The sequence below is a fragment of the Microcoleus sp. Pol11C3 genome, from assembly GCF_036701485.1.
Taxonomy (GTDB): Bacteria; Cyanobacteriota; Cyanobacteriia; order Cyanobacteriales; family Microcoleaceae; genus Microcoleus.
Genome location: NZ_JAUBQW010000057.1, coordinates 16,924 through 36,323, shown reverse-complemented (window position 1 = coordinate 36,323; position 19,400 = coordinate 16,924). Strand labels below are relative to the sequence as shown.

The 19,400-nt window shown below is 47.3% G+C and carries 16 protein-coding genes and 2 pseudogenes; 13 read left to right on the top strand and 5 right to left on the bottom strand.

Annotated features, from left to right (window positions below; all coding sequences use genetic code 11):
- Positions 1 to 205, top strand: a 205-nt coding sequence (locus tag QUA40_RS14780) for a hypothetical protein (RefSeq protein ID WP_333127027.1), incomplete at its 5' end; no start/stop codon positions are given.
- 376 nt (positions 206 to 581) lie between these two features.
- Here the strand turns inward: QUA40_RS14780 and QUA40_RS14775 are convergent.
- Both QUA40_RS14775 and QUA40_RS14770 read right to left on the bottom strand, forming a co-directional pair.
- Complete coding sequence (locus QUA40_RS14775; protein WP_333127025.1) at positions 582 to 722, bottom strand: hypothetical protein; 141 nt, start codon at positions 720 to 722, stop codon at positions 582 to 584.
- A gap of 76 nt (positions 723 to 798) precedes the next feature.
- Positions 799 to 1,014 (bottom strand): hypothetical protein, encoded by a 216-nt coding sequence (locus tag QUA40_RS14770; RefSeq protein WP_333127023.1) that lies wholly within the window; start codon positions 1,012 to 1,014, stop codon positions 799 to 801.
- Between the two features lie 612 nt (positions 1,015 to 1,626).
- On the opposite strand from QUA40_RS14770, the pseudogene QUA40_RS14765 reads away from it, so the two are divergent.
- The 9 genes and pseudogenes from QUA40_RS14765 to QUA40_RS14725 form a co-directional block, all read left to right on the top strand.
- A pseudogene (locus tag QUA40_RS14765) lies at positions 1,627 to 3,162 on the top strand (ferredoxin--nitrite reductase); the annotation flags it as partial.
- Between the two features lie 39 nt (positions 3,163 to 3,201).
- Positions 3,202 to 3,513, top strand: a complete 312-nt coding sequence (locus QUA40_RS14760; protein WP_333127031.1) for a 2Fe-2S iron-sulfur cluster-binding protein — start codon at positions 3,202 to 3,204, stop codon at positions 3,511 to 3,513.
- Positions 3,514 to 3,603: 90 nt separating this feature from the next.
- Complete coding sequence (locus tag QUA40_RS14755; RefSeq protein WP_333127021.1) at positions 3,604 to 4,926, top strand: CmpA/NrtA family ABC transporter substrate-binding protein; 1,323 nt, start codon at positions 3,604 to 3,606, stop codon at positions 4,924 to 4,926.
- A 170-nt stretch (positions 4,927 to 5,096) separates the two neighbouring features.
- The gene (gene ntrB, locus QUA40_RS14750; protein ID WP_333127019.1) at positions 5,097 to 5,966 is read left to right on the top strand and encodes a nitrate ABC transporter permease; all 870 of its coding nucleotides are present in this window, start codon (positions 5,097 to 5,099) and stop codon (positions 5,964 to 5,966) included.
- Positions 5,967 to 6,110: 144 nt separating this feature from the next.
- The gene (locus tag QUA40_RS14745) at positions 6,111 to 8,135 is read left to right on the top strand and encodes a nitrate ABC transporter ATP-binding protein (protein WP_333127017.1); all 2,025 of its coding nucleotides are present in this window, start codon (positions 6,111 to 6,113) and stop codon (positions 8,133 to 8,135) included.
- Positions 8,136 to 8,278: 143 nt separating this feature from the next.
- Positions 8,279 to 9,106: pseudogene (locus QUA40_RS29020) on the top strand (ABC transporter ATP-binding protein); the annotation flags it as partial.
- Between the two features lie 1,260 nt (positions 9,107 to 10,366).
- Positions 10,367 to 12,574 (top strand): nitrate reductase, encoded by a 2,208-nt coding sequence (locus QUA40_RS14735; RefSeq protein WP_333127013.1) that lies wholly within the window; start codon positions 10,367 to 10,369, stop codon positions 12,572 to 12,574.
- A 609-nt stretch (positions 12,575 to 13,183) separates the two neighbouring features.
- A complete protein-coding gene (locus tag QUA40_RS14730) occupies positions 13,184 to 13,495 on the top strand; it encodes an RNA-binding protein (protein WP_333127010.1) in 312 nt (103 codons plus the stop codon).
- Between the two features lie 368 nt (positions 13,496 to 13,863).
- Positions 13,864 to 14,322 carry a phosphate-starvation-inducible PsiE family protein gene (locus QUA40_RS14725; RefSeq protein WP_333127007.1) on the top strand — a complete coding sequence of 153 codons (459 nt, stop codon included), beginning with the start codon at positions 13,864 to 13,866 and terminating at the stop codon, positions 14,320 to 14,322.
- A gap of 62 nt (positions 14,323 to 14,384) precedes the next feature.
- Here QUA40_RS14725 and rimM read toward each other — a convergent pair whose 3' ends face one another.
- From rimM to QUA40_RS14710, 3 genes are all read right to left on the bottom strand, one after another.
- Positions 14,385 to 15,026 carry a ribosome maturation factor RimM gene (gene rimM, locus QUA40_RS14720; RefSeq protein ID WP_333127029.1) on the bottom strand — a complete coding sequence of 214 codons (642 nt, stop codon included), beginning with the start codon at positions 15,024 to 15,026 and terminating at the stop codon, positions 14,385 to 14,387.
- A 186-nt stretch (positions 15,027 to 15,212) separates the two neighbouring features.
- Positions 15,213 to 15,845 (bottom strand): response regulator transcription factor, encoded by a 633-nt coding sequence (locus tag QUA40_RS14715; RefSeq protein WP_333127004.1) that lies wholly within the window; start codon positions 15,843 to 15,845, stop codon positions 15,213 to 15,215.
- 102 nt (positions 15,846 to 15,947) lie between these two features.
- A complete protein-coding gene (locus QUA40_RS14710) occupies positions 15,948 to 17,222 on the bottom strand; it encodes a molybdenum cofactor synthesis domain-containing protein (protein WP_333127002.1) in 1,275 nt (424 codons plus the stop codon).
- Positions 17,223 to 17,339: 117 nt separating this feature from the next.
- Here QUA40_RS14710 and QUA40_RS14705 point away from each other — a divergent pair, with 117 nt between their 5' ends.
- The 3 genes from QUA40_RS14705 (at position 17,340) to cobO (ending at position 19,380) form a co-directional block, all read left to right on the top strand.
- A complete protein-coding gene (locus QUA40_RS14705) occupies positions 17,340 to 17,957 on the top strand; it encodes a hypothetical protein (protein WP_333126999.1) in 618 nt (205 codons plus the stop codon).
- Between the two features lie 159 nt (positions 17,958 to 18,116).
- The gene (locus QUA40_RS14700; RefSeq protein WP_333126996.1) at positions 18,117 to 18,695 is read left to right on the top strand and encodes a Uma2 family endonuclease; all 579 of its coding nucleotides are present in this window, start codon (positions 18,117 to 18,119) and stop codon (positions 18,693 to 18,695) included.
- A gap of 58 nt (positions 18,696 to 18,753) precedes the next feature.
- Positions 18,754 to 19,380: a cob(I)yrinic acid a,c-diamide adenosyltransferase gene (gene cobO, locus QUA40_RS14695; RefSeq protein WP_333126993.1), complete on the top strand. Its 627-nt coding sequence runs from the start codon at positions 18,754 to 18,756 to the stop codon at positions 19,378 to 19,380.
- The last annotated feature ends 20 nt before the right edge of the window (positions 19,381 to 19,400 follow it).

Below are 19,400 nucleotides of genomic sequence, written 5' to 3'. Positions count from 1 at the left end.
TGCACTTTATTCTCGATCGCGCGCTCAAAACCCAGGCTACCTCAAGTGCGATCGATATATTCAGCAAGCCCTAAATACAGGATTAATGCAGGCACAGTATAAAGTATGGCTGCATAAGTCTTGTATAGGTGAAAATAAACCGACTACCAACTTTAGGCGGTTGAGTGCAGCAATAAACTGCTGGCGAGTCAAGATCCAGGGTTGACCGGCCCCTACAAGATATTATTGTTTTTTCCTGCCGATCGACCTAATTGATTTTTTATCAATTACCAATGAATTTTGACAAAAGTGGGCGTGATGTTGTAGATGCCGATGGCTGCTTCTGTTAATATTTCGATTGTTTGATTAATAATTTTCATAACTTGCCTGCCATCTCCAGCCCTGTTCAATAGACCTCTCCAATAATTATTGTGGAACAGGCATCCTGCCTGTTCAAGACAAGCTTTTCTGGAGATGTCTAATAATTATAATTACGTTGCTTGGGATGACTTCCTTCCTCAAACTCCTCAAATGCCGATCGCCCACAACAATTTTACTAATTTTACCCTAAGCGTTCAACCCAAGAGGCTGTCAATTGAGCGTCAAAACTGTGAATCAGCACTTTTTCTGTAAGTGCCGCACAAAGCGAGAATTGGAGAATCCAAAAAAATCAGGCGGTGAGTAGCGCTCGCAAGTTTGTAGAACACCCACTCAACTTCAGGCCCTACATCCGCTGCAGGCATCGTGGGTTCCTTCTAACTCGGGCGGTGGTTTCTGCACTTGAAGCGCTGCATAAATCCATCAAATTTTTAAATGCTGTTAATATATCGCCGACAGTTCGTTGACTATCTTGACTCTTCCCTTGAGTACAGATCGCAGCAGGCGGTTGATCGAATATCTGTATTCCTCGTCCAGAGAGTCGTCCAAAACAGCGGCCATCAAGCCGTAGCGATCGGCTAGAGTCAAACAACCCGTATCCGTAACAGAAGCAAGCATTTCGGAAATAGCGCCGGGGATAAGTTGAACTAAAAGCATGAGACGTTCCCTGAATTCGATACTTATATCATCTCTCCTTCTCCGAAAATAAATAGTGACGCTGGCATAGCACACAAGGTGATGTTTAGAGGCAAAATGTGTGACAGCGACCGCTCTAATGCTGTGACGATTTCGTTTTAAGTCTGCGATCGCAGTCACAAAATTAATCTTAGATATTCCAATTTCCCCCTCTCCCCTCCTAAATCTAAAGATTTAGAGAGATTTTTCGGTTTTGTGGGCGTCTTTACCCATTTCCCATGTATAAAACGCATCGGTCTTATGCGAAATTTTCATAAAACTCAATATTTTGTAAAAATAGCTACGAATATTTACAATCGTGGGCTTTACATTAGCTCATAACAAAGGTGCATCGAAACGCAGCGATCGACCGAATCATCGGTAGCAACTATAACCATAAATAGTTTGGCGACGTTCGAGCCAGCGCCCAGTCAAGCTCAAGTTTACAGAAGACCAACCATGCTTAAAAGAAATTCCATCTAGTAACTAAATATACAGTTTTAAATCCATACAGTCACTAAGGTTAGCAGGAAACTCACACTTTATGATCCAAGTCAATACCTCCCCACACAAGCCAGCAGCGAGGGTAAACCGATGACCCAAACAGTAGAACCCAAAGCCCAAGCGAGCCTGAACAAGTTTGAAAAACTCAAAGCCGAAAAAGATGGCTTAGCATTAAAAGGTGAACTCGACCATTTCGCTGAAATTGGCTGGGAAGCAATGGACGAAACCGATCGCGAGCACCGCCTCAAATGGCTCGGCATCTTCTTCCGGCCAGTAACTCCCGGCAAATTCATGATGCGGCTGCGCTTGCCCAACGGCATTATTACTAGCAATCAAACCCGAACGCTAGCAGAAATCGTCCAACGCTACGGCGACGACGGCAGCGCTGACATCACCACCAGACAAAACCTGCAATTGCGCGGAATTCGCATCGAAGACGTACCCGACATCTTCCGCCGCCTCAAAGAAGCCGGCATGACCAGCATCCAGTCTGGCATGGACAACGTACGCAACATCACGGGTTCCCCAGTCGCGGGCCTGGACGCCGACGAACTGATAGATACGCGGGAACTGGCGAACCAAGTCCAAGACATGATTACGAACAGCGGCGAAGGCAACCCCGCGTTTTCAAATTTGCCGAGAAAGTTTAATATTGCGATCGCAGGCTGCCGCGACAACTCAGTCCACGCAGAAATCAACGACATCGCCTTCGTACCCGCTTACAAAGACGGCAACATCGGCTTTAACGTTTTAGTCGGCGGCTTCTTCTCCGCCAAACGCTGCGAAGCTGCAATTCCTCTCAAGGCCTGGGCAAGTCCCAGCGACGTTGTAGATTTGTGCAAAGCAATTTTAACTGTGTTTCGCGATCAAGGCCCGAGAGCAAACCGCCAAAAATCGCGGCTGATGTGGCTGATTGACGAACTCGGAATCGAACAATTCCGAGCCGCAGTCGAAAAAGAATTAGGTCGCACTTTGCCCGCCGCCGCGCCCAAAGATGAAATCACCGGGGACAAACGCGACCACATCGGCATCTACCCCCAAAAACAATCAGGGCTCAACTATGTAGGGCTGCACGTTCCAGTCGGACGCCTGCAGGCATCAGATTTATTCGATTTGGCCAGAATCGCCGAGGTTTACGGCAGCGGCGAGCTCAGGCTCACCGTTGAAGAAAACGTGATTATTCCCAACGTTCCCGAATCGCGGATTGAATCGCTGGTAAAAGAACCGCTGTTGCAGCGTTTTTCCATCGACCCCGCACCCCTGACGCGAGCCTTGGTTTCTTGCACTGGCTCCAAGTTTTGCAACTTCGCCCTCATCGAAACCAAAAGCCGCTCCGTGGCAATGATTGAGGAACTCGAAGCCGAACTGTCAGTTCCCAAACCGGTCAGAATTCACTGGACGGGTTGCCCCAATTCCTGCGGTCAACCCCAAGTAGCAGACATCGGTTTGATGGGTACAAAAGTTCGCAAGAACGGCAAAACCCTTGAAGGTGTAGACATTTACATGGGAGGCACAGTCGGCAAAGACGCTCATTTGGGTACTTGCGTCCAAAAAAGCATCCCTTGCGAAGACCTCAAACCAGTGCTGCGCCAACTTTTAGTCGATAACTTCGGGGCCGTTCCCAATCTATCTCAAGAAGATGAGGTAGCTTCCCTCAACCGGCAACTGCAACTGACAGTTGACAGGGACGAAACGGCAGTCCCGGCAGCCAAACCTCAGACATCTACTGTTATTTTCGCTCGATCGGGCAAAGAAGTTGCTTGCAGCGAAGATGAGTTCATTCTCGATGTTGCCGAACGGGCCGGGGTCGAACTTGACAGCAATTGCCGGTCGGGAAGCTGCGGGACTTGCCAGCAGAAACTCCTAGAGGGCCAAACAGTCTACGACAGCAAACCAGACGCGGCGGCAGACTTAGAACCAGGGTTCATTTTAACTTGCAGCGCGCGGGCGATCGGCAGAGTGACGATCGACGCCTAATCTCATTATGTGAGATGCGATGCGAAGGTCGCATCGCATCTCACATCTCACATTTCCACCATCTCCAAGTACAACAACAATTCAAGACAAATGAGCAACCTTTCTAGAAGAAAATTCATCATCACCGCTGGAGCAACAGCAGCCGGCACCCTCCTAGCCCACGGTTGCAGTTCCGGTTCCACCACATCTAACGCAACTCCCAGCGGCGCCACACCCAGCGCCGCCCCAGCCGTCAACATCAACCCCGCCGACGCCCCAGAAGTTAGCGCAGCCAAACTCGGGTTCATCGCCCTCACCGACTCAGCACCCTTAATCATCGCCCAAGAAAAAGGGTTATTTGCTAAGTACGGGATGAAAGACGTACAAGTTACCAAACAAGCATCTTGGCCAGTTACTCGCGACAACTTAGAACTCGGTTCCGACAAAGGTGGCATTGACGGAGCCCACATTTTATCCCCGCTGCCTTACCAAATGACATTAGGCACTGTTACCAAAGGCAATCAACCAGTGCCCATGTACATTGTTGCCCGGTTAAATACTAACGGTCAGGCAATTTCGGTCAGCAAAAAATACCTAGATTTAAAAGTAGGTAAAGACAGCGCACCCCTGAAAGCAGCTTTTGGCAACCAAAACCTTCCTGTTGCTATGACTTTTCCCGGTGGCACCCACGACTTGTGGCTGCGCTACTGGCTAGCAGCCGGCGGTATTAATCCAGATACAGATGTTTCCGTGATTCCCATACCGCCGCCCCAAATGGTAGCGAACATGAAATCTGGCAGCATGGAAGCGTTTTGCGTAGGCGAACCTTGGAATGCTCAGCTAGTTACTCAAAAGGTAGGATACACCGCCTTAATAACTGGAGAAATGTGGAAAGATCATCCTGAAAAAGCTTTAGGTTTAAGAAAAGATTGGGTTGACAAAAACCCCAAAGCTGCAAAAGCACTTACAATGGCCGTACTGGAAGCCCAGCAGTGGTGCGACAAGGCAGAAAATCATGATGAAATGTGCCAAATCATCTCTCAAGATAAGTGGTTAAAAGTTCCACTAGCAGATATTATCAATCGCTCTAAGGGTCAAATTGACTACGGTACCGGCCGCATTGAAGCCGCCAGCCCTGTGGCGATGAAATTCTGGGCTGATAATACTTCCTATCCCTACAAGAGTCACGATGCTTGGTTCATCACTGAAAATATTCGCTGGGGTTATATCCCGGCAACTACCGACATCAAAGCCACGGTTGATAAAGTTAACCGCGAAGATATTTGGAAAGCAGCAGCGACAGCACTTGGCGTTCCCGCAGCCCAAATTCCTGCTACGACTTCTCGCGGTGTCGAAACCTTCTTTGACGGCGTGAAGTTTGACCCAGAAAAACCCGAAGAATATCTCAAGGGTCTGAAAATCAAAAAAGCATAATTAGTTTGTCAACTGTTGACTGTTTAGTGTTAACAGTTGACAAACCCCTAAAATTGATTGATGGTGTTGCCCGGAGTGGAACGGATACTTCGTTCCACGAACCCAACCTGTTGCACTAGGTTCAAAGTATCTACAAATAATCCATTATTCACAATACTGCAAAAAGAAAAATGGCAACAAACCTCGCTGTTACTAAAAGCAAAAATCCAGTAAATTTCGTTCTGGATCAGGTTCAAAAAAACCGCCGAAAAATAATCCGCCCGCTGGTAGCAATTACAGTTCTACTAATAATATGGCAAATCCTCTGCCACAGTCCAGAGTCCAGCTTGCCGGGGCCAATCAAAGCTGTCCAAGAAAGCTGGGAGCTGATTATCAATCCGTTCTTTGACAGAGGCGGCACCGACAAAGGCTTATTTTGGCAACTGGCGGCAAGCTTGCAGCGGGTGGCCATCGGCTTTACTTTGGCAGCAGTTCTTGGCATTAGTTTAGGAATATTGATCGGCACAAACTCCTTAATGTTTGATGCTTTAGATCCGCTGTTTCAAGTATTCAGAACTATCCCGCCCCTGGCTTGGCTGCCGATCGCCCTGGCTGTATTTCAACAGTTCAATCCCTTTGAAGGTTTGGGGATGAAAGCTAACGAAGTTTCAGCTCTTTTCGTAATCTTAATTACAGCAATTTGGCCGATTCTAATTAACACCACAGTAGGCGTTCAACAAATACCCCAAGACTACAGAAACGTCGCCCGCGTCTTGCGCCTTCCCAACCAAAAATACTTCTGGAAAATCCTGCTCCCTTCTTCAGTTCCTTACATCTTCACTGGCTTGAGAATTGGTATCGGTTTGTCTTGGCTGGCGATCGTAGCTGCGGAAATGTTAGTCGGCGGCGTCGGCATCGGCTTCTTCATCTGGGACGCTTACAACAGTTCTCGACTCAGCCACGTGATCTTGGCAGTGCTTTATGTAGGAATCGTCGGTTTGATTTTAGACAGAATCGTTGGTTTCATTGCTTCCAAAGTTGTTCCTGAAGAACAGAAATAGGATTGGGTTAACAGTTAACTGTTGACTGTTGACTAACACAAGCTAAGGTGCGCGGCCCGGCGCACCCGGAGCGCGAAGAGGGCAAGGTGCAGGCGCACCCTACATAGACTTAATCTACAAATTACAAACTAACCTAAAATTACCATGTCAGTATTTGTTGAAGTAGACCACGTTGACCGCGTATTTAACTTGCCCAATGGAGAGCAATACATCGCTCTTAAAAATATCGAACTGAAAATTAAAAAGGGAGAATTCATCACCTTAATCGGACACTCGGGCTGCGGCAAATCTACACTGCTAAATATTATCGCCGGCCTCGACAACGCAAGTCAGGGCGGGATTACTTTAGAAGGGCGCGAAGTCCGCGAACCAGGGCCCGACAGAATGGTGGTGTTTCAAAATTACTCGCTGCTACCTTGGCTGACGGTGCGCGAAAATATCGCCCTAGCAGTAAATGAAATTTACAGCGGTAACTCGAAAGAAGATCGCGAGTTGGTGATCGAACACCACATTAAATTGGTCGGACTCGGACAAGCCGCCGACAAACGCCCCAGCGAAATTTCTGGGGGGATGAAACAAAGAGTTGCGATCGCCCGTGCCCTGGCGATTCGGCCGAAATTGCTGCTGCTAGACGAACCCTTCGGCGCCCTGGATGCCTTAACTCGCGGCGGTTTGCAAGACCAGTTGATGAAAATTTGCGAGGAAAGCAAAGTAACCAGCGTGATGGTAACTCACGACGTTGACGAGGCTTTATTGCTGAGCGATCGCATTGTGATGCTCACCAACGGCCCGGAAGCGCAAATCGGGCAAATCCTCGAAGTGAACATTCCCCGCCCCCGCAAGCGTATGGAAGTTGTCAACCATCCGAGTTACTACGCACTGCGTAACGAAATGGTTTACTTCCTCAACCAGCAAAAGCGGGTCAAACAGCGCCGGGCCAAACAACAACCGCCTGTCATCGCCCGCAACGGCTTGGAAAAAATCAACCTCGACATCGGCTTTATTCCCCTCACCGACTGCGCCCCGTTAGTGGTAGCCAAAGAAAAAGGATTTTTTCAAGCCCACGGCTTGGAAGAAGTCACTCTCAGCCGCGAACCTAGCTGGAAAGCGATCGCCAAAGGAGTCGCCGAAGGACGGCTGGACGCGGCGCAAATGGTCGCAGGAATGCCGATCGCCATGCTGTTGGGTCTGGACGGTGAAGCCCCTGTACCCATCTGTAGCGCCCTCACCTTGTCCCGCAACGGCAATTCCATTGTTTTCGGCAAACACCTGTACAGACAAGGAATTCGGACGTTAGAGGATTTCAAAGCTGCGATCGCCAAGAGTCCCGATACAGTTCACACCTTGGGCATGGTACACTCCGCCTCCATGCACAATCTGCTGTTCCGCTACTGGCTGGCTGCGGGCGGCATCGACCCCGACCTTGACGTGGCCTTGACCATGATTCCGCCACCGCAGATGGTATCGAATTTAAAAGCAGGCAACATTGACGGCTATTGCTCAGGCGACCCCTGGAACTCCCACGCAGTCAACAGTGGTACGGGTTTTGTCATGGCGCGTTCCCTGGATATTCTGCCTGGACACATCGAAAAAGTTCTCGGTGTTACCGAAGATTGGGCTCAGAAATATCCTCAAACCCACCTCGCCCTCGTCAAAGCACTTTTGGAAGCCTGCGACTACTGCGACGACCGCCGCAACCGCGAAGAAGTCCTAGCATTGATTAGCCAAGAACAGTACATCGGCGCCGATCCGAAAGACATCCGTCCAGGGTTCATCGACCCGTACAACTCCGGTACGGAGGCAGAACCAGAAATGCTCTACAACTTCAACCAGTTCTACGTTGACAAAACCAATTGTCCAGACCGCCTAGAAATGGTGTGGGTGATGGCGCAGATGGCTCGCTGGGGACTGATTCCGTTCCCGAAAAACTGGGTGGAAGTGGTCGATCGAGTTTTGCGGCCCGATGTTTTCGGTCAAGCAGTGCGCGAATTGGGCTTGCCGGATATCGCCAGAGATCGCCGGACGATCGAGCTATTTGACGGCACTGTCTTTAGTCTAGACGACCCGATCCAGTATCTTCACAATGTCAAAATCAAGCGTGGCGTCCGCATTGAAGAAATCTTAATTGAACAAATAGGCAGTCAGTGTTCCATCAGACTGCCAGCATAAGCAGCAAATAGGAAGAGGGAATGAGGAGCAAGAAATCAGGAAACAAGACTCCACATTTCCCGCTTCCTAACTCCCTAATTTCTAATCCTCAATCCTAAGTTGTCATGTCTAATTCCCCAACCCAAAATCCCCCACCTGAAAATATGCAAACTCTCAAAACTCCCCAAACAACCCTAATTCAAACGCCCAAGCAAGGCTTTCTTACTATTAAAGATGTATCGAAAGTCTACGAAACTCCTAAAGGCCCTTACGTCGTTCTCGACGGTGTAAACCTGACTATTAATGAAGGCGAATTTATTTGTTTGATCGGTCACTCGGGCTGCGGAAAATCAACTTTGCTCAATATGATCGCGGGATTCAACGGGCCAACAAACGGAGAAGTTGCTCTCGAAGGTTCGCGGATTACTGAACCGGGCCCCGATCGCATGGTGGTATTTCAAAACTACTCGCTGCTACCGTGGCTGACTGCTACTGAAAATATTCACCTCGGCGTTGAAAATGTTTACCCGGAAAAGTCCGCAGACGAACACAATACAATCGTCAAGGAACACTTGGAATTAGTGGGGCTGACCGAAGCTTGTAACAAAAGACCGGGCCAATTGTCCGGGGGGATGAAACAGCGGGTGGCGATCGCCAGAGCTCTGGCAACTCGTCCCAAACTGTTGATTTTGGACGAACCTTTCGGAGCTCTAGACCCGATTACCCGCGAAGAGTTGCAGGAAGAATTGCTGAAAATTTGGCGGAAGGAAAAAATTACCGTCATTATGATTACTCACGATATTGATGAGGCTTTGTTTTTGGCCGATCGCATCGTGATGATGACCAACGGGCCAGCAGCTTCCATTGGCGAAGATATGCACGTTCCGTTCAGCCGTCCCCGGAACCGGGCGCGGATTATGGAAGACCCGAAATACTACGAACTTCGCAACTTTGCTTTGGAGTTCCTGTTTTCTCGCTACGCGCACCACGAAGAAGGTGAAGCAACGGACTCGGAGACAGAGGCCGTCGCGCTACCGATGCCATTACCTGCTAGCAAAAGACCTGCAGTTGCTGACAGGCCGATGCCACCTTTGTCCTTTATGCCTCACGCTGCAGAATTTCCAGAAGCCTCGCCGATCAAAGGCGGCATCCTGGCAGTCTCGTGGTTGGTAGCAATGGTTACTTTAGCTGCTGTCAATATGTCTGCTGTTTCCAGCCAGCTAAAGCAAGCGAAACTAGGAGAAACTGCACCGGAGGCGACGACTGCCGCGGCGGTTGTGAGTTCTCCCCCCAGCCCGCAAATTGCAGCAAGTTCGATCGCCCCGAATGCCAGCCCTGCACCCATCGCTGCTGCTGCAAGTCCTGCACCCATCGCTGCTGCTGCAAGTCCTGCACCCATCGCTGCTGCTGCAAGTCCTGCAGCCATCGCTGCTGTAAGCCCTGCACCCATAGCTGCTGCAAGCCCTGCACCCATCGCTGCTGCTGCAAGTCCTGCACCGAATGCCAGCCCTGCAGCCATCGCTGCTGCCACTAATAGTGCCACCGCGCCCAATGCAGCAACCACTGCCACATCAGAGATTTCTGACAAAGCCGAACTCGATGCGATTGGACAGAAGTTGTATGCACAAATCGACGAAAAGTGGAGAACAATTCCGACATTTACCGAAAGTTTGACTTATCGGGTCAAAGTAAAACAAAACGGCGATATCCTACAGTTCGATCCCACAAATAAAGCAGCTAAAGATTTCGTCAAAGAAACTCCTCTGCCGGTTTTGCAAACTCCTGCAGGTGCCGCGGCAGGCGCTGAAAAAACTGCTGAATTCCAAGTAACTTTTAGCCCCACCAACGGCGGCGTGTTTCAAGTAAAAACAGAGAAGTAGGTGACCTAATACTCCCGCACTGACTCTCGGATTGCTATTAACAACCAAGTCAAAAATAACATCGATTCGGTGTTTGAATTATGCCACAATTCCTCGTAGCTCCCCATAAGTGGGGCTGACAAGATTGAGGTCTCGAAGAACTCGGTTTTAGAGGGATTTAAAAGCAGCGAGAAGCTGGCTCAAAGCGAGAGCGATGGCGAGTTGTAGTAAGATAGCGGTTAATTTTAAATCAGGGTATTGTCCGTTTCTGTGAAGCATTGCGGTAACTTAGTAATTATGGACACGTTATTTGCAGGAGCCCTCAGTTCCGACTATAATAATGAATTACCAATTACCCATTAGCTTTCAAAAATTAGCATCTAAAATCACCAGATGGAAACTATAAAAACTCTTTGCCCCTACTGCGGTGTAGGTTGCGGTCTAGAAGTTGTTCCCGACAAAAAACAAAGTTGGAAAGTGCGGGGCGATCGCAATCACCCATCGAGTCAAGGCATGGTTTGTATTAAGGGAGCAACCGTAGCAGAGTCCATTCGGAGCGATCGGCTACTGTATCCGATGATGCGAGATACTCTCGACCAACCATTCCGCCGCGCTAGCTGGGACGAAGCTCTCGATGCAATTGTTAATCGCATCCAAACAATTCGCAGCACCAGCGGCCCCGATGCTTTGTGCGTTTACGGTTCGGGTCAATTCGCAACAGAAGATTATTATGTTGCTCAGAAACTAATAAAAGGTTGTCTGGGTACTAATAATTTTGATGCTAATTCTCGCTTGTGTATGTCTTCAGCAGTCTCTGGATACGTTCAAAGCTTTGGCTCGGACGGGCCGCCTTGCTGTTACGACGATTTAGAATTAACAGATTGCGCTTTTATTATTGGCAGCAATACAGCGGAATGCCATCCGATTATATTCAATCGATTAGCTAAATACCACAAAAAGCATCCCCATGTCAAGATGATTGTGGTAGATCCAAGGCGGACTCCGACTGCTGAAGCGGCGGATTTGCACTTAGCAATTAAACCGGGTACGGATATAGATTTGCTTAACGGAATTGCATATTTGCTGTTACGCAGGCAAGCAATAGATTCTGAGTTTATTCAAGAATGTACGGCGAATTTTTCAGCTTTTGCTGAGGTCATTAGCAGCTACACGCCGGAGTTTGTAGCCTCGCGCTGTGGCATTACTGTCAGCGAGTTAGAAACGGCGGCAAACTACTGGGAACAGTCGCAGCGCGTTTTGTCTCTGTGGTCGATGGGGATGAATCAGTCGTCGGAAGGCACGGCAAAGGTGCGATCGCTGATTAATTTGCACTTGATGACCGGTCAAATTGGCAAACCGGGATGCGGCCCGTTTTCCCTCACCGGCCAGCCAAACGCGATGGGAGGGCGGGAAGCCGGAGGACTGTCTCACTTGCTCCCAGGCTACCGTTTTGTGAAAAATGCTGAACACAGAACCCAAGTCGAGGAGTTTTGGGGAATGGCACCGGGAAGTATTTCCCCGAATCCGGGCCGCACAGCTTGGGACATGATTGTGGGTTTGGAAACTGGCGAAGTCGAGTTGCTGTGGATTGCAGCTACTAATCCGGTAGTTAGTATGCCGGATTTGGAACGCACTAAAGCCGCTTTGCTGCGATCGCCCTTTACGGTTTATCAAGAAGCTTACTATCCCACTGAAACCTCTGCCTACGCTCACATCCTGCTGCCGGCAACGCAGTGGAGCGAAAAAACCGGGGTAATGACAAATTCCGAACGCCGGATTACGCTTTGTCCCGGTTTCGACACTGCCTCCGGGGAAGGCCGCGACGACTGGAGTATTTTCGCCGAGGTGGGGCGCCGGTTGGGTTTTGCCCAACACTTTGCTTTCGACAGCGTTGCTGAGGTATTCAAAGAGTACGTGCAGTTGACGCAGGGCCAGCCTTGCGATGTAACGGGCCTCAGCCACGAGTATTTGCGTACTGAAGGCCCTCAACAGTGGCCTTGCCCAGAAAATCAGCCTCCGCATCCAGCGAACGAAGCGAAACGGCTGTATACTGACAGGCGTTTTCACACTCCTGACGCGCGGGCGAGATTTTCGGCCTATCACTCCCGGGGACTGGCAGAACCTCCCGATCCGAATTATCCGTTTGTGTTGACGACAGGGAGACTTTACGGACACTGGCACACGATGACGCGGACGGGTAGAACAGAGAAAATTAATCAATTGCACCCCGATCCGTTTTTGGAAATTCACCCCCGCGATGCTGCCAAATTGCAGATTAAGGAGGGGGATTTGCTGGAAGTTCGATCGCGCCGCGGCAAGGCGCAGTTTCCAGCAAAAGTCACAAAGGCGATCGCCCCGGGTACGCTATTTGTACCGATGCACTGGGGTTCTCTGTGGGCCGAAGGTGCTGAAGCCAATGCCATGACTCATTCTGCAAGCTGTCCAGATTCCAAACAGCCCGAGTTAAAAGCTTGTGCGGTGCAGTTGGTCCTGGTTGGGGCAGAAACTGCGCCGGAAACTGCGCCGGAAGTTGTCGCAGAAGTTGCAGCAGAAGTTGGGGAATTTAATTGGGCAAAATCCACTCTCGCCGTCACTTCTTGAGCTGCCGTCCAACTACGGGATGTTACAACTCACCGAATAACGAGGGGGAAGCCCCTGACGCTCAACATGGGGATAAACGCGGTTGACGTTAGGCGCTGAGTCGAGTCGCGCTGACTCGAACGATTTGAGATTTACTCCACAGATGAATCTGGGAGCTTGAATAAGAGTCTAAAATTATGATCTCTCCACGACTCCTGTCGTGGGCTTGTATCGGTTTTTGGGGTAACAACCTCTCTTGAGCGAGCAATTTTGAACCCGGACGCACCCTACACATAAATCTCAAATCCGCAATCCCAAATCTCAAACCTAAAATCGTTATCCCATTGCCCAGCCTACAAGCTGCGTTTCTCCGGTCCAGGCCGGGAACAAGGAAAATTAAATTTATTTATTCTAAGTGTTTCCTTCTTGATGGGGGGTTTTTCCTTCGGGAGAAGGTCTTCTGGCGAATGCTTTCTGCCTTCTTTTTAATTAATCGAGTCAGACAATTGCAGTTTGCACCTATAGGTGCTATGATTTTTTTACAAGGCTTTATTTTCGGCAGTACAGTTCGTTCTATCGGCGTTCCTCCGGATTTAAATCTCTACACCCTCTGATTCTGGAGAATGTTCAATGTCAATCTATGTCGGCAATTTATCCTACGAAGTAACGCAGGAGCACCTCAACCAAACTTTTGGAGAGTACGGAACAGTAAAGCGCGTTCAGTTGCCTGCTGACCGGGAAACAGGTCGGATGCGGGGCTTCGCTTTTGTAGAAATGTCTACTGAAGCAGAAGAAGCCGCAGCCATTGAGGCTCTTGACGGTGCTGAGTGGATGGGTCGCGACCTCAAGGTCAATAAGGCAAAACCCCGCGAAGAACGTGGTAACAGCGGTGGTGGTAACTGGGGCAACAACGATCGCGGTGGCAATTCTCGTCGCTACTAAACCACCCGAGCTAAATTTTTAGCTCTCTTGTGTATTGCGTCGGAGCAAGCTGGGAGTCAACATTCATTCTCTGTTGAGAATAGATAGTTAGTTCAGTGGTTGCACCGCGCCTTAAAAGCCTCAAATTATTGCTAGACAATACTTTGAGGCTTTTTTATGGGAAAAATTATAAATCAGGAGTTCGCTCGCGTGCGATCGATTCCTAGCTGACACCAAAAACTATAAAATATAACAGACCAAGAGAGTCGCCTTCCCTAGGGCCCGGGTGGCGCCGTGAAACCACGCAATCACAGAGTTTTGCGCTTGCAAAGTGTACCGAACAATGACAAAATCATTAATTAATTAAGAATGATGACTAAATCACTGGTATGCTGAAAAAAATATTTAGGCCAATTTCTAAGTTGGGCAATGATGAACACTTTCTGCATTTCACAGAAAGTGTAGAAGTAATAATATCGAAAATTTTATCACTGGCGATGATTTTGGTAATTATCGTCAGCGTTTGCGATTTGCTGATTTTTTTAGCAAAAGAATTGGTAAACCACAGTGATAATTTGTTAAAAGACACCTTGTTTGTCATATTTGGGTTGTTTTTAAATGTTTTAATTGCTCTGGAAATATTGGAAAATATTACAGCTTATCTGAAAAAGCACGTAATTCAAGTAGAGCTAGTTATTGTAACTTCTTTGATAGCAGTATCTCGAAAAATCATCATTCTTGACCTGGAAAAGAAAACCGCAGCCGACTTGATTGGTTTGGCGACTGCAATTTTCGCGCTTTCCATCAGTTACTTGATAGTGCGGTACACAAATAGAGCAAATGATTAATATTGGGAATTGGGAATTGTTAATAACTAATATCATATCCGGTCGATCGACCGGACATAATATTATTCCAATAAACCAGGAGGAGGCACAATTTCAATTCTGCCTTGTTCTAAGTCAACAATTGGCACAATCTCTTCCACAAAAGGAATCAAAATTTTTGTGGATTTAGGCTCTTTAACGCGGATTTTCCGTGGTTTGCGGGTATTTCTGGGGTCAGCGTTTGCTTTAGGAGTTTCAGGCTGTTTTGGCTTTTCTAATTGTGCGGCGACAGTTTCCGGCGCCGTTAGATTAGTTTCTACTTCTAAAAGGTCGTTACCGGCGGGAAGAATATCACTTACCTTGCCTAGGATTTCCCCGGTTAACTGGTTAAAAACTTCCATACCGATCAAATCGTGGACGTAAAACTCATCAGATTCGAGATAAGGTCGATCGGTCTTTTCCACAAACAACTTGCAGCCCCGCAATGCCTCCGCACCCTCGCGGTCTTCTACACCTTCCACCTCTACAGCATACAGCCCTTTGCCCGGAATGTAGCGACCGCCCAAAAACTCGATCGGTTCCGGTTCACTTTTGTTAGGGCGCAAAATCCACCGCTTCCCCGGTTCGATAAACCTTTCAGGGAAATCCGAATCGGGATAGACTCGCACTTCCCCATCCAAACCTTGAGCTGCTACAATTTTACCGATTTCTATCCATTCAGACATAAACTTTTTGGGAATTAGGAATTGGGAATTAGGAATTGGGAATTGGGAATTGGGCATCGGGCATCGGGCATCGGGCATCGGGCATTGCTAATTGCGGATTGGAAATTGCGAATTAGTAACTGAAAAACGTTGAATTATTTTTCTTCCTTCTTCCCTCTTCCCTCTTCCTTCTTCCTTCTTCCTTCTTTACACCAATCCCGTTCTCAGCGCTACAACTGCGGCTTGCACGCGGTCATCGACTGCCAACTTATTCATAATACCGCGAACGTGAGTTTTAATAGTATTTGGACTCAAGTAAAGCGCCGCTGCTATCTCTGGATTGCTGTTACCTTCCACCATTAATTTTAACACCTCCAATTCCCGCTGCGACAACTGGCCAAAAGTAGTTGTAGAGGCAGGTGTCGGGGGTTTGAGGTGTTCGATGACAGTCCGGGCAATTTGAGGGTCAAGATATGTAGCGCCCTCTGCTGCGGCTGCAATTGCTGCTAACAGCCTGTCTACGGAAGCACCTTTAATGCAATAAGCATCAGCACCGCTAGAAAGGGCAGCAATAATTTCAGTTTCTGCCGTGTGAGAAGTTAACATTACTACTCGAACTTCTGGCAATTGTGCTTTAATTTGCTGCGTCGCTGCTATGCCGTCGAGCCGTGGCAAACCGATATCCATCACAATAATATCAGGTTTGAGTTTCAGGGCGGCTGCTACGCCTAAATACCCGTCTTCTGCTTGTCCTACTATTTCTATTTCTGGGGAATCGGCTAAAACTTGCTCTAATCCCAGTTGCATCATCGGGTCATCTTCAACAATTAAAATTCTCATAATAAGAAGGAAGAGGGAAGAAGGAACAGGGAAGATTACTTAGTTGTTAATATTTTACATGAACTTATACCGAACCAAGAACAAATAACCAATAACAACTAACTAATTACTAACTTTTAAAACCTCCACTAATTCGCCCGGTACAATCCAGGTGTCCCCGGGTGGCAAAATTGCTAAACCACTTGTATTTGCGAGGTTAATTAAATTCGCTGAATTTTGGCTGCCGCTAGCAGGTTCAAATTCCCAGACTCCCGCAACTAAATGCAGTTTACCCCAAACATAAGTTTCGCGCCGGCCAGGCGATCGCAATTCAGCATTACACCTAGCTTTGACAAACTCCGGCCCCCAAGCATCCGGGGCAAGCCCAGACATCTTTCTCAAAGCAGGCACAACAAACCGCCAACAGCAGACTAAAGCCGAAACCGGATTTCCCGGCAAACCAAAATAGAGACAATCCGAACTCAAACTTGGCGAATCCTGATTTTTTTCACCTCGTTTAAACCCAGCAACCGTTAAAGGTTTCCCCGGCTTAATCGCCACAGAACTAACGTGAACTTTTCCTCCCAAATCCCCCAATATTTTCTCAATATAATCGTAGTCTCCTACCGAGACGCCCCCTGTAGAAAGCACCACATCCGCTGTCGCAACAGCGCGGGATATCACCTTGTTTAGTGCATCTTCATTATCAGGAACAATCCCCAATCGAATAGGTTCAAATCCCATTTGCGCCAACAAAACTGTCAAAGCATACTGATTCGAGTCTACCAGTTTCCCCGGTGCCAAAGGTTCGTCTGGCGATACCAATTCGTCACCAGTAGAAAAAATTGCCACCCGCAGCCGCCGATAAACGGGAACTTGAATGCACTGGGCAGTTGCTAACACCGCCATTTCAGCGGCGTTGATAACTGTACCGGGAGTTAACAAAGTTGTTCCTGCTTGATAAAAAGCGCCTTTGTGCCTAACAAATGCTTGCGGTTTTTCAGGAGAAACTAAGATAAAAATACGATCGCCCTCTCGCCTCGTTTCTTCCTGCATTACCACCGTATCAGCACCCGCTGGCATCATACCACCCGTAAAAATTCGCGCCGCTTGCCTCGATTGGACGGTATTTTGAGGCTGATATCCGGCTGGGATCTCTTCTACTACTTCTAGTACCGCTGGTTTTTCGGCGCTACAATTTTCCACATCAGCAAACCGCACCGCGTACCCATCCATTGCGGAATTGTCCCAATAAGGAAAATCAAGGGAACCAGTGACGGCTGCTGCCAAAATGCGCCCCGATGCTGCCAGCAAGTCTACAGTTTCTACATCCCGCTGACTGTCGAGGGGTTGCGCCAAATTTAGAACGATCGATTCTGCTTCTTTCACTGACAGCATGACTGTCTCCTTATTTTGATAACACTCCTGATTAAGTTTAGCAAAATATCCAGAGATATTGGTGATATAATTTTTTTGTATTTGGGCAGTAAACCTGATTTTTGGTATTAATTGCTTATGACTATTTCTCGCTTTGTTGTTCGCTTAAATTGTTTATCCTTCTTCCTAGTGGCGCTGCTGATAATTTTCACTCAACTTTCCGGATTAAAAGTTAGCGATTTATTTTTTCACCCTTATTTTTCCCCCAATCCCAATATCGCCTTGTTAACTCGAACCTTCCAGATTTTATGTTCTGTACCCGTCATTGTTTGTACTTTTACATATAAATTAGCTCAAAGTATTCAACCGCGCACTTCAGAAAATCGATTTATTTTATTTTCGGCTTTGTTAACAGGTGGATTTTTACTAAATGAAATTTACAGAATTCATATATATATTGTAGCATTGGGAATTCCCAAGCTAGGAGTAAGTCTTTTGTACGCCGTTGTTTTGTCATCCTACGGATGGTTTTTTCGGCGAGAACTACAGTTGACTCCCTACCAAATACTGTTAGCTGGTTTGGGCTTGTTGTTTTTTGCGATCGGCGTGGATTCCCTGCATTTAAAAAACCAAATATTTTCCAGTTTACTAGAGGGAGTACCTAAATTATTTAGTGAAATCAACATTGCATTTTATTATTGGTATGTCTGTAAGTGTTTTCTCCAAAAAGCTTTTTATAAAACTATGGAGAGCTAGTTATAAGTAGGTGATATCATTATCACAAGCGGCTCAAAGAATGTCCTAAAATTCTATAGGGAGTTCAATAATATTTAGAGCATCTGCCTCGTTCTACATTGCTCGGCATTCATATACATTATCTGGCTTAAAAATTTCAACACATCCTGATAAAATACCATGATAGCAGTTACCATCAACCTCAACTCCATAATTAAAATAACCGACGATCAATTTTATCAATTGTGTCGCGAAAACCCAGATGTCAAATTTGAACGCAATGCCAAAGGAGAAATAATCGTTATGTCACCCACAGGAGGAGAAACTGGAAATTATAACTCAGAAATTAATGCTGACTTTGTGATTTGGAACAGACAAACCCAACTGGGAATTTGTTTCGATTCTTCAACTTGCTTCAAACTGCCAAGCGGTGCAAACCGTTCTCCCGATGTCTCTTGGATTGAAAAATTAAGATGGGATGCACTCACTCCCGAACAAAAACAAAAATTTCCTCCCATTGCCCCGGATTTTGTCTTAGAGTTAATGTCGCCGACAGACAGTTTAAAAGATACTCAAGACAAAATGCAAGAATACATGAATAACCAAGTAAAACTAGGCTGGTTAATCAACCGCAAAACGCGCCGAGTCGAAATCTATCGCCAAGGACAAGAAAAAGAAGTTTTGGAATGTCCAACGGAACTTTCAGGAGAAGATATTTTGCCCGGTTTCGTGCTAAACTTGCAAACACTGTGGCAATAACGAGACATCTGTCCACTATCAGCGTTTATTTGCGTTCATCTGCGGTTAAAAAAATCTAATGGAAACCACTACAGAAACCACTGGCTTAACAGCCCAACAACACAAACAGAAAATGCAGCGCCGCCAAGAAGTGCAATCACAGCGAATCGCTAACTCCTCCAAAGAAAAAGGTTTAATTATTGTCAATACGGGTAACGGTAAAGGCAAAACCACGGCCGCTTTGGGAATGGTTGTGCGATCGCTCGGTCACGGATACCGCGTCGCTATAGTACAATTTATCAAGGGAGCTTGGGAACCCGCAGAAAAAGCCGTTTTTCAACTTTGGGAAAAACAGCTAGAATTCCACGCAATGGGGGAAGGCTTTACCTGGGACACGCAAGACCGCGATCGAGATATCGAAACAGCTCAAAAAGCCTGGGAAAAATCCCTAACTTTTATCTGCAATCCCGAATTTAAATTAGTTCTTCTAGATGAAGTCAATATAGCATTAAAACTAGGTTATTTACAAATCGAGCAAGTGCTTTCCGGGTTAGACCAAAAACCCGAAGAAACCCACATTATTTTTACAGGCAGAGGCGCCCCGCCAGCGCTCATTGAACGGGCAGACTTGGTAACCGAAATGACATTAGTTAAGCATCCATTCCGAGAACAAGGCATTAAAGCTCAACCAGGTATTGAGTATTAATGTTGTTTGTAGTCAAGACT

What these genes read in the sequence shown, in the direction of transcription:
- cobO (WP_333126993.1), top strand. Translation starts at nt 18,754, where the DNA reads ATGGAAACCACTACAGAAACCACTGGCTTAACAGCCCAACAACACAAA.
- QUA40_RS14715 (WP_333127004.1), bottom strand. Translation starts at nt 15,845, where the DNA reads ATGAGAATTTTAATTGTTGAAGATGACCCGATGATGCAACTGGGATTA.
- QUA40_RS14725 (WP_333127007.1), top strand. Translation starts at nt 13,864, where the DNA reads ATGCTGAAAAAAATATTTAGGCCAATTTCTAAGTTGGGCAATGATGAA.
- rimM (WP_333127029.1), bottom strand. Translation starts at nt 15,026, where the DNA reads ATGTCTGAATGGATAGAAATCGGTAAAATTGTAGCAGCTCAAGGTTTG.
- QUA40_RS14710 (WP_333127002.1), bottom strand. Translation starts at nt 17,222, where the DNA reads ATGCTGTCAGTGAAAGAAGCAGAATCGATCGTTCTAAATTTGGCGCAA.
- QUA40_RS14730 (WP_333127010.1), top strand. Translation starts at nt 13,184, where the DNA reads ATGTCAATCTATGTCGGCAATTTATCCTACGAAGTAACGCAGGAGCAC.
- QUA40_RS14755 (WP_333127021.1), top strand. Translation starts at nt 3,604, where the DNA reads ATGAGCAACCTTTCTAGAAGAAAATTCATCATCACCGCTGGAGCAACA.
- QUA40_RS14775 (WP_333127025.1), bottom strand. Translation starts at nt 722, where the DNA reads ATGCCTGCAGCGGATGTAGGGCCTGAAGTTGAGTGGGTGTTCTACAAA.
- QUA40_RS14705 (WP_333126999.1), top strand. Translation starts at nt 17,340, where the DNA reads ATGACTATTTCTCGCTTTGTTGTTCGCTTAAATTGTTTATCCTTCTTC.
- QUA40_RS14735 (WP_333127013.1), top strand. Translation starts at nt 10,367, where the DNA reads ATGGAAACTATAAAAACTCTTTGCCCCTACTGCGGTGTAGGTTGCGGT.
- ntrB (WP_333127019.1), top strand. Translation starts at nt 5,097, where the DNA reads ATGGCAACAAACCTCGCTGTTACTAAAAGCAAAAATCCAGTAAATTTC.
- QUA40_RS14770 (WP_333127023.1), bottom strand. Translation starts at nt 1,014, where the DNA reads ATGCTTTTAGTTCAACTTATCCCCGGCGCTATTTCCGAAATGCTTGCT.
- QUA40_RS14700 (WP_333126996.1), top strand. Translation starts at nt 18,117, where the DNA reads ATGATAGCAGTTACCATCAACCTCAACTCCATAATTAAAATAACCGAC.
- QUA40_RS14745 (WP_333127017.1), top strand. Translation starts at nt 6,111, where the DNA reads ATGTCAGTATTTGTTGAAGTAGACCACGTTGACCGCGTATTTAACTTG.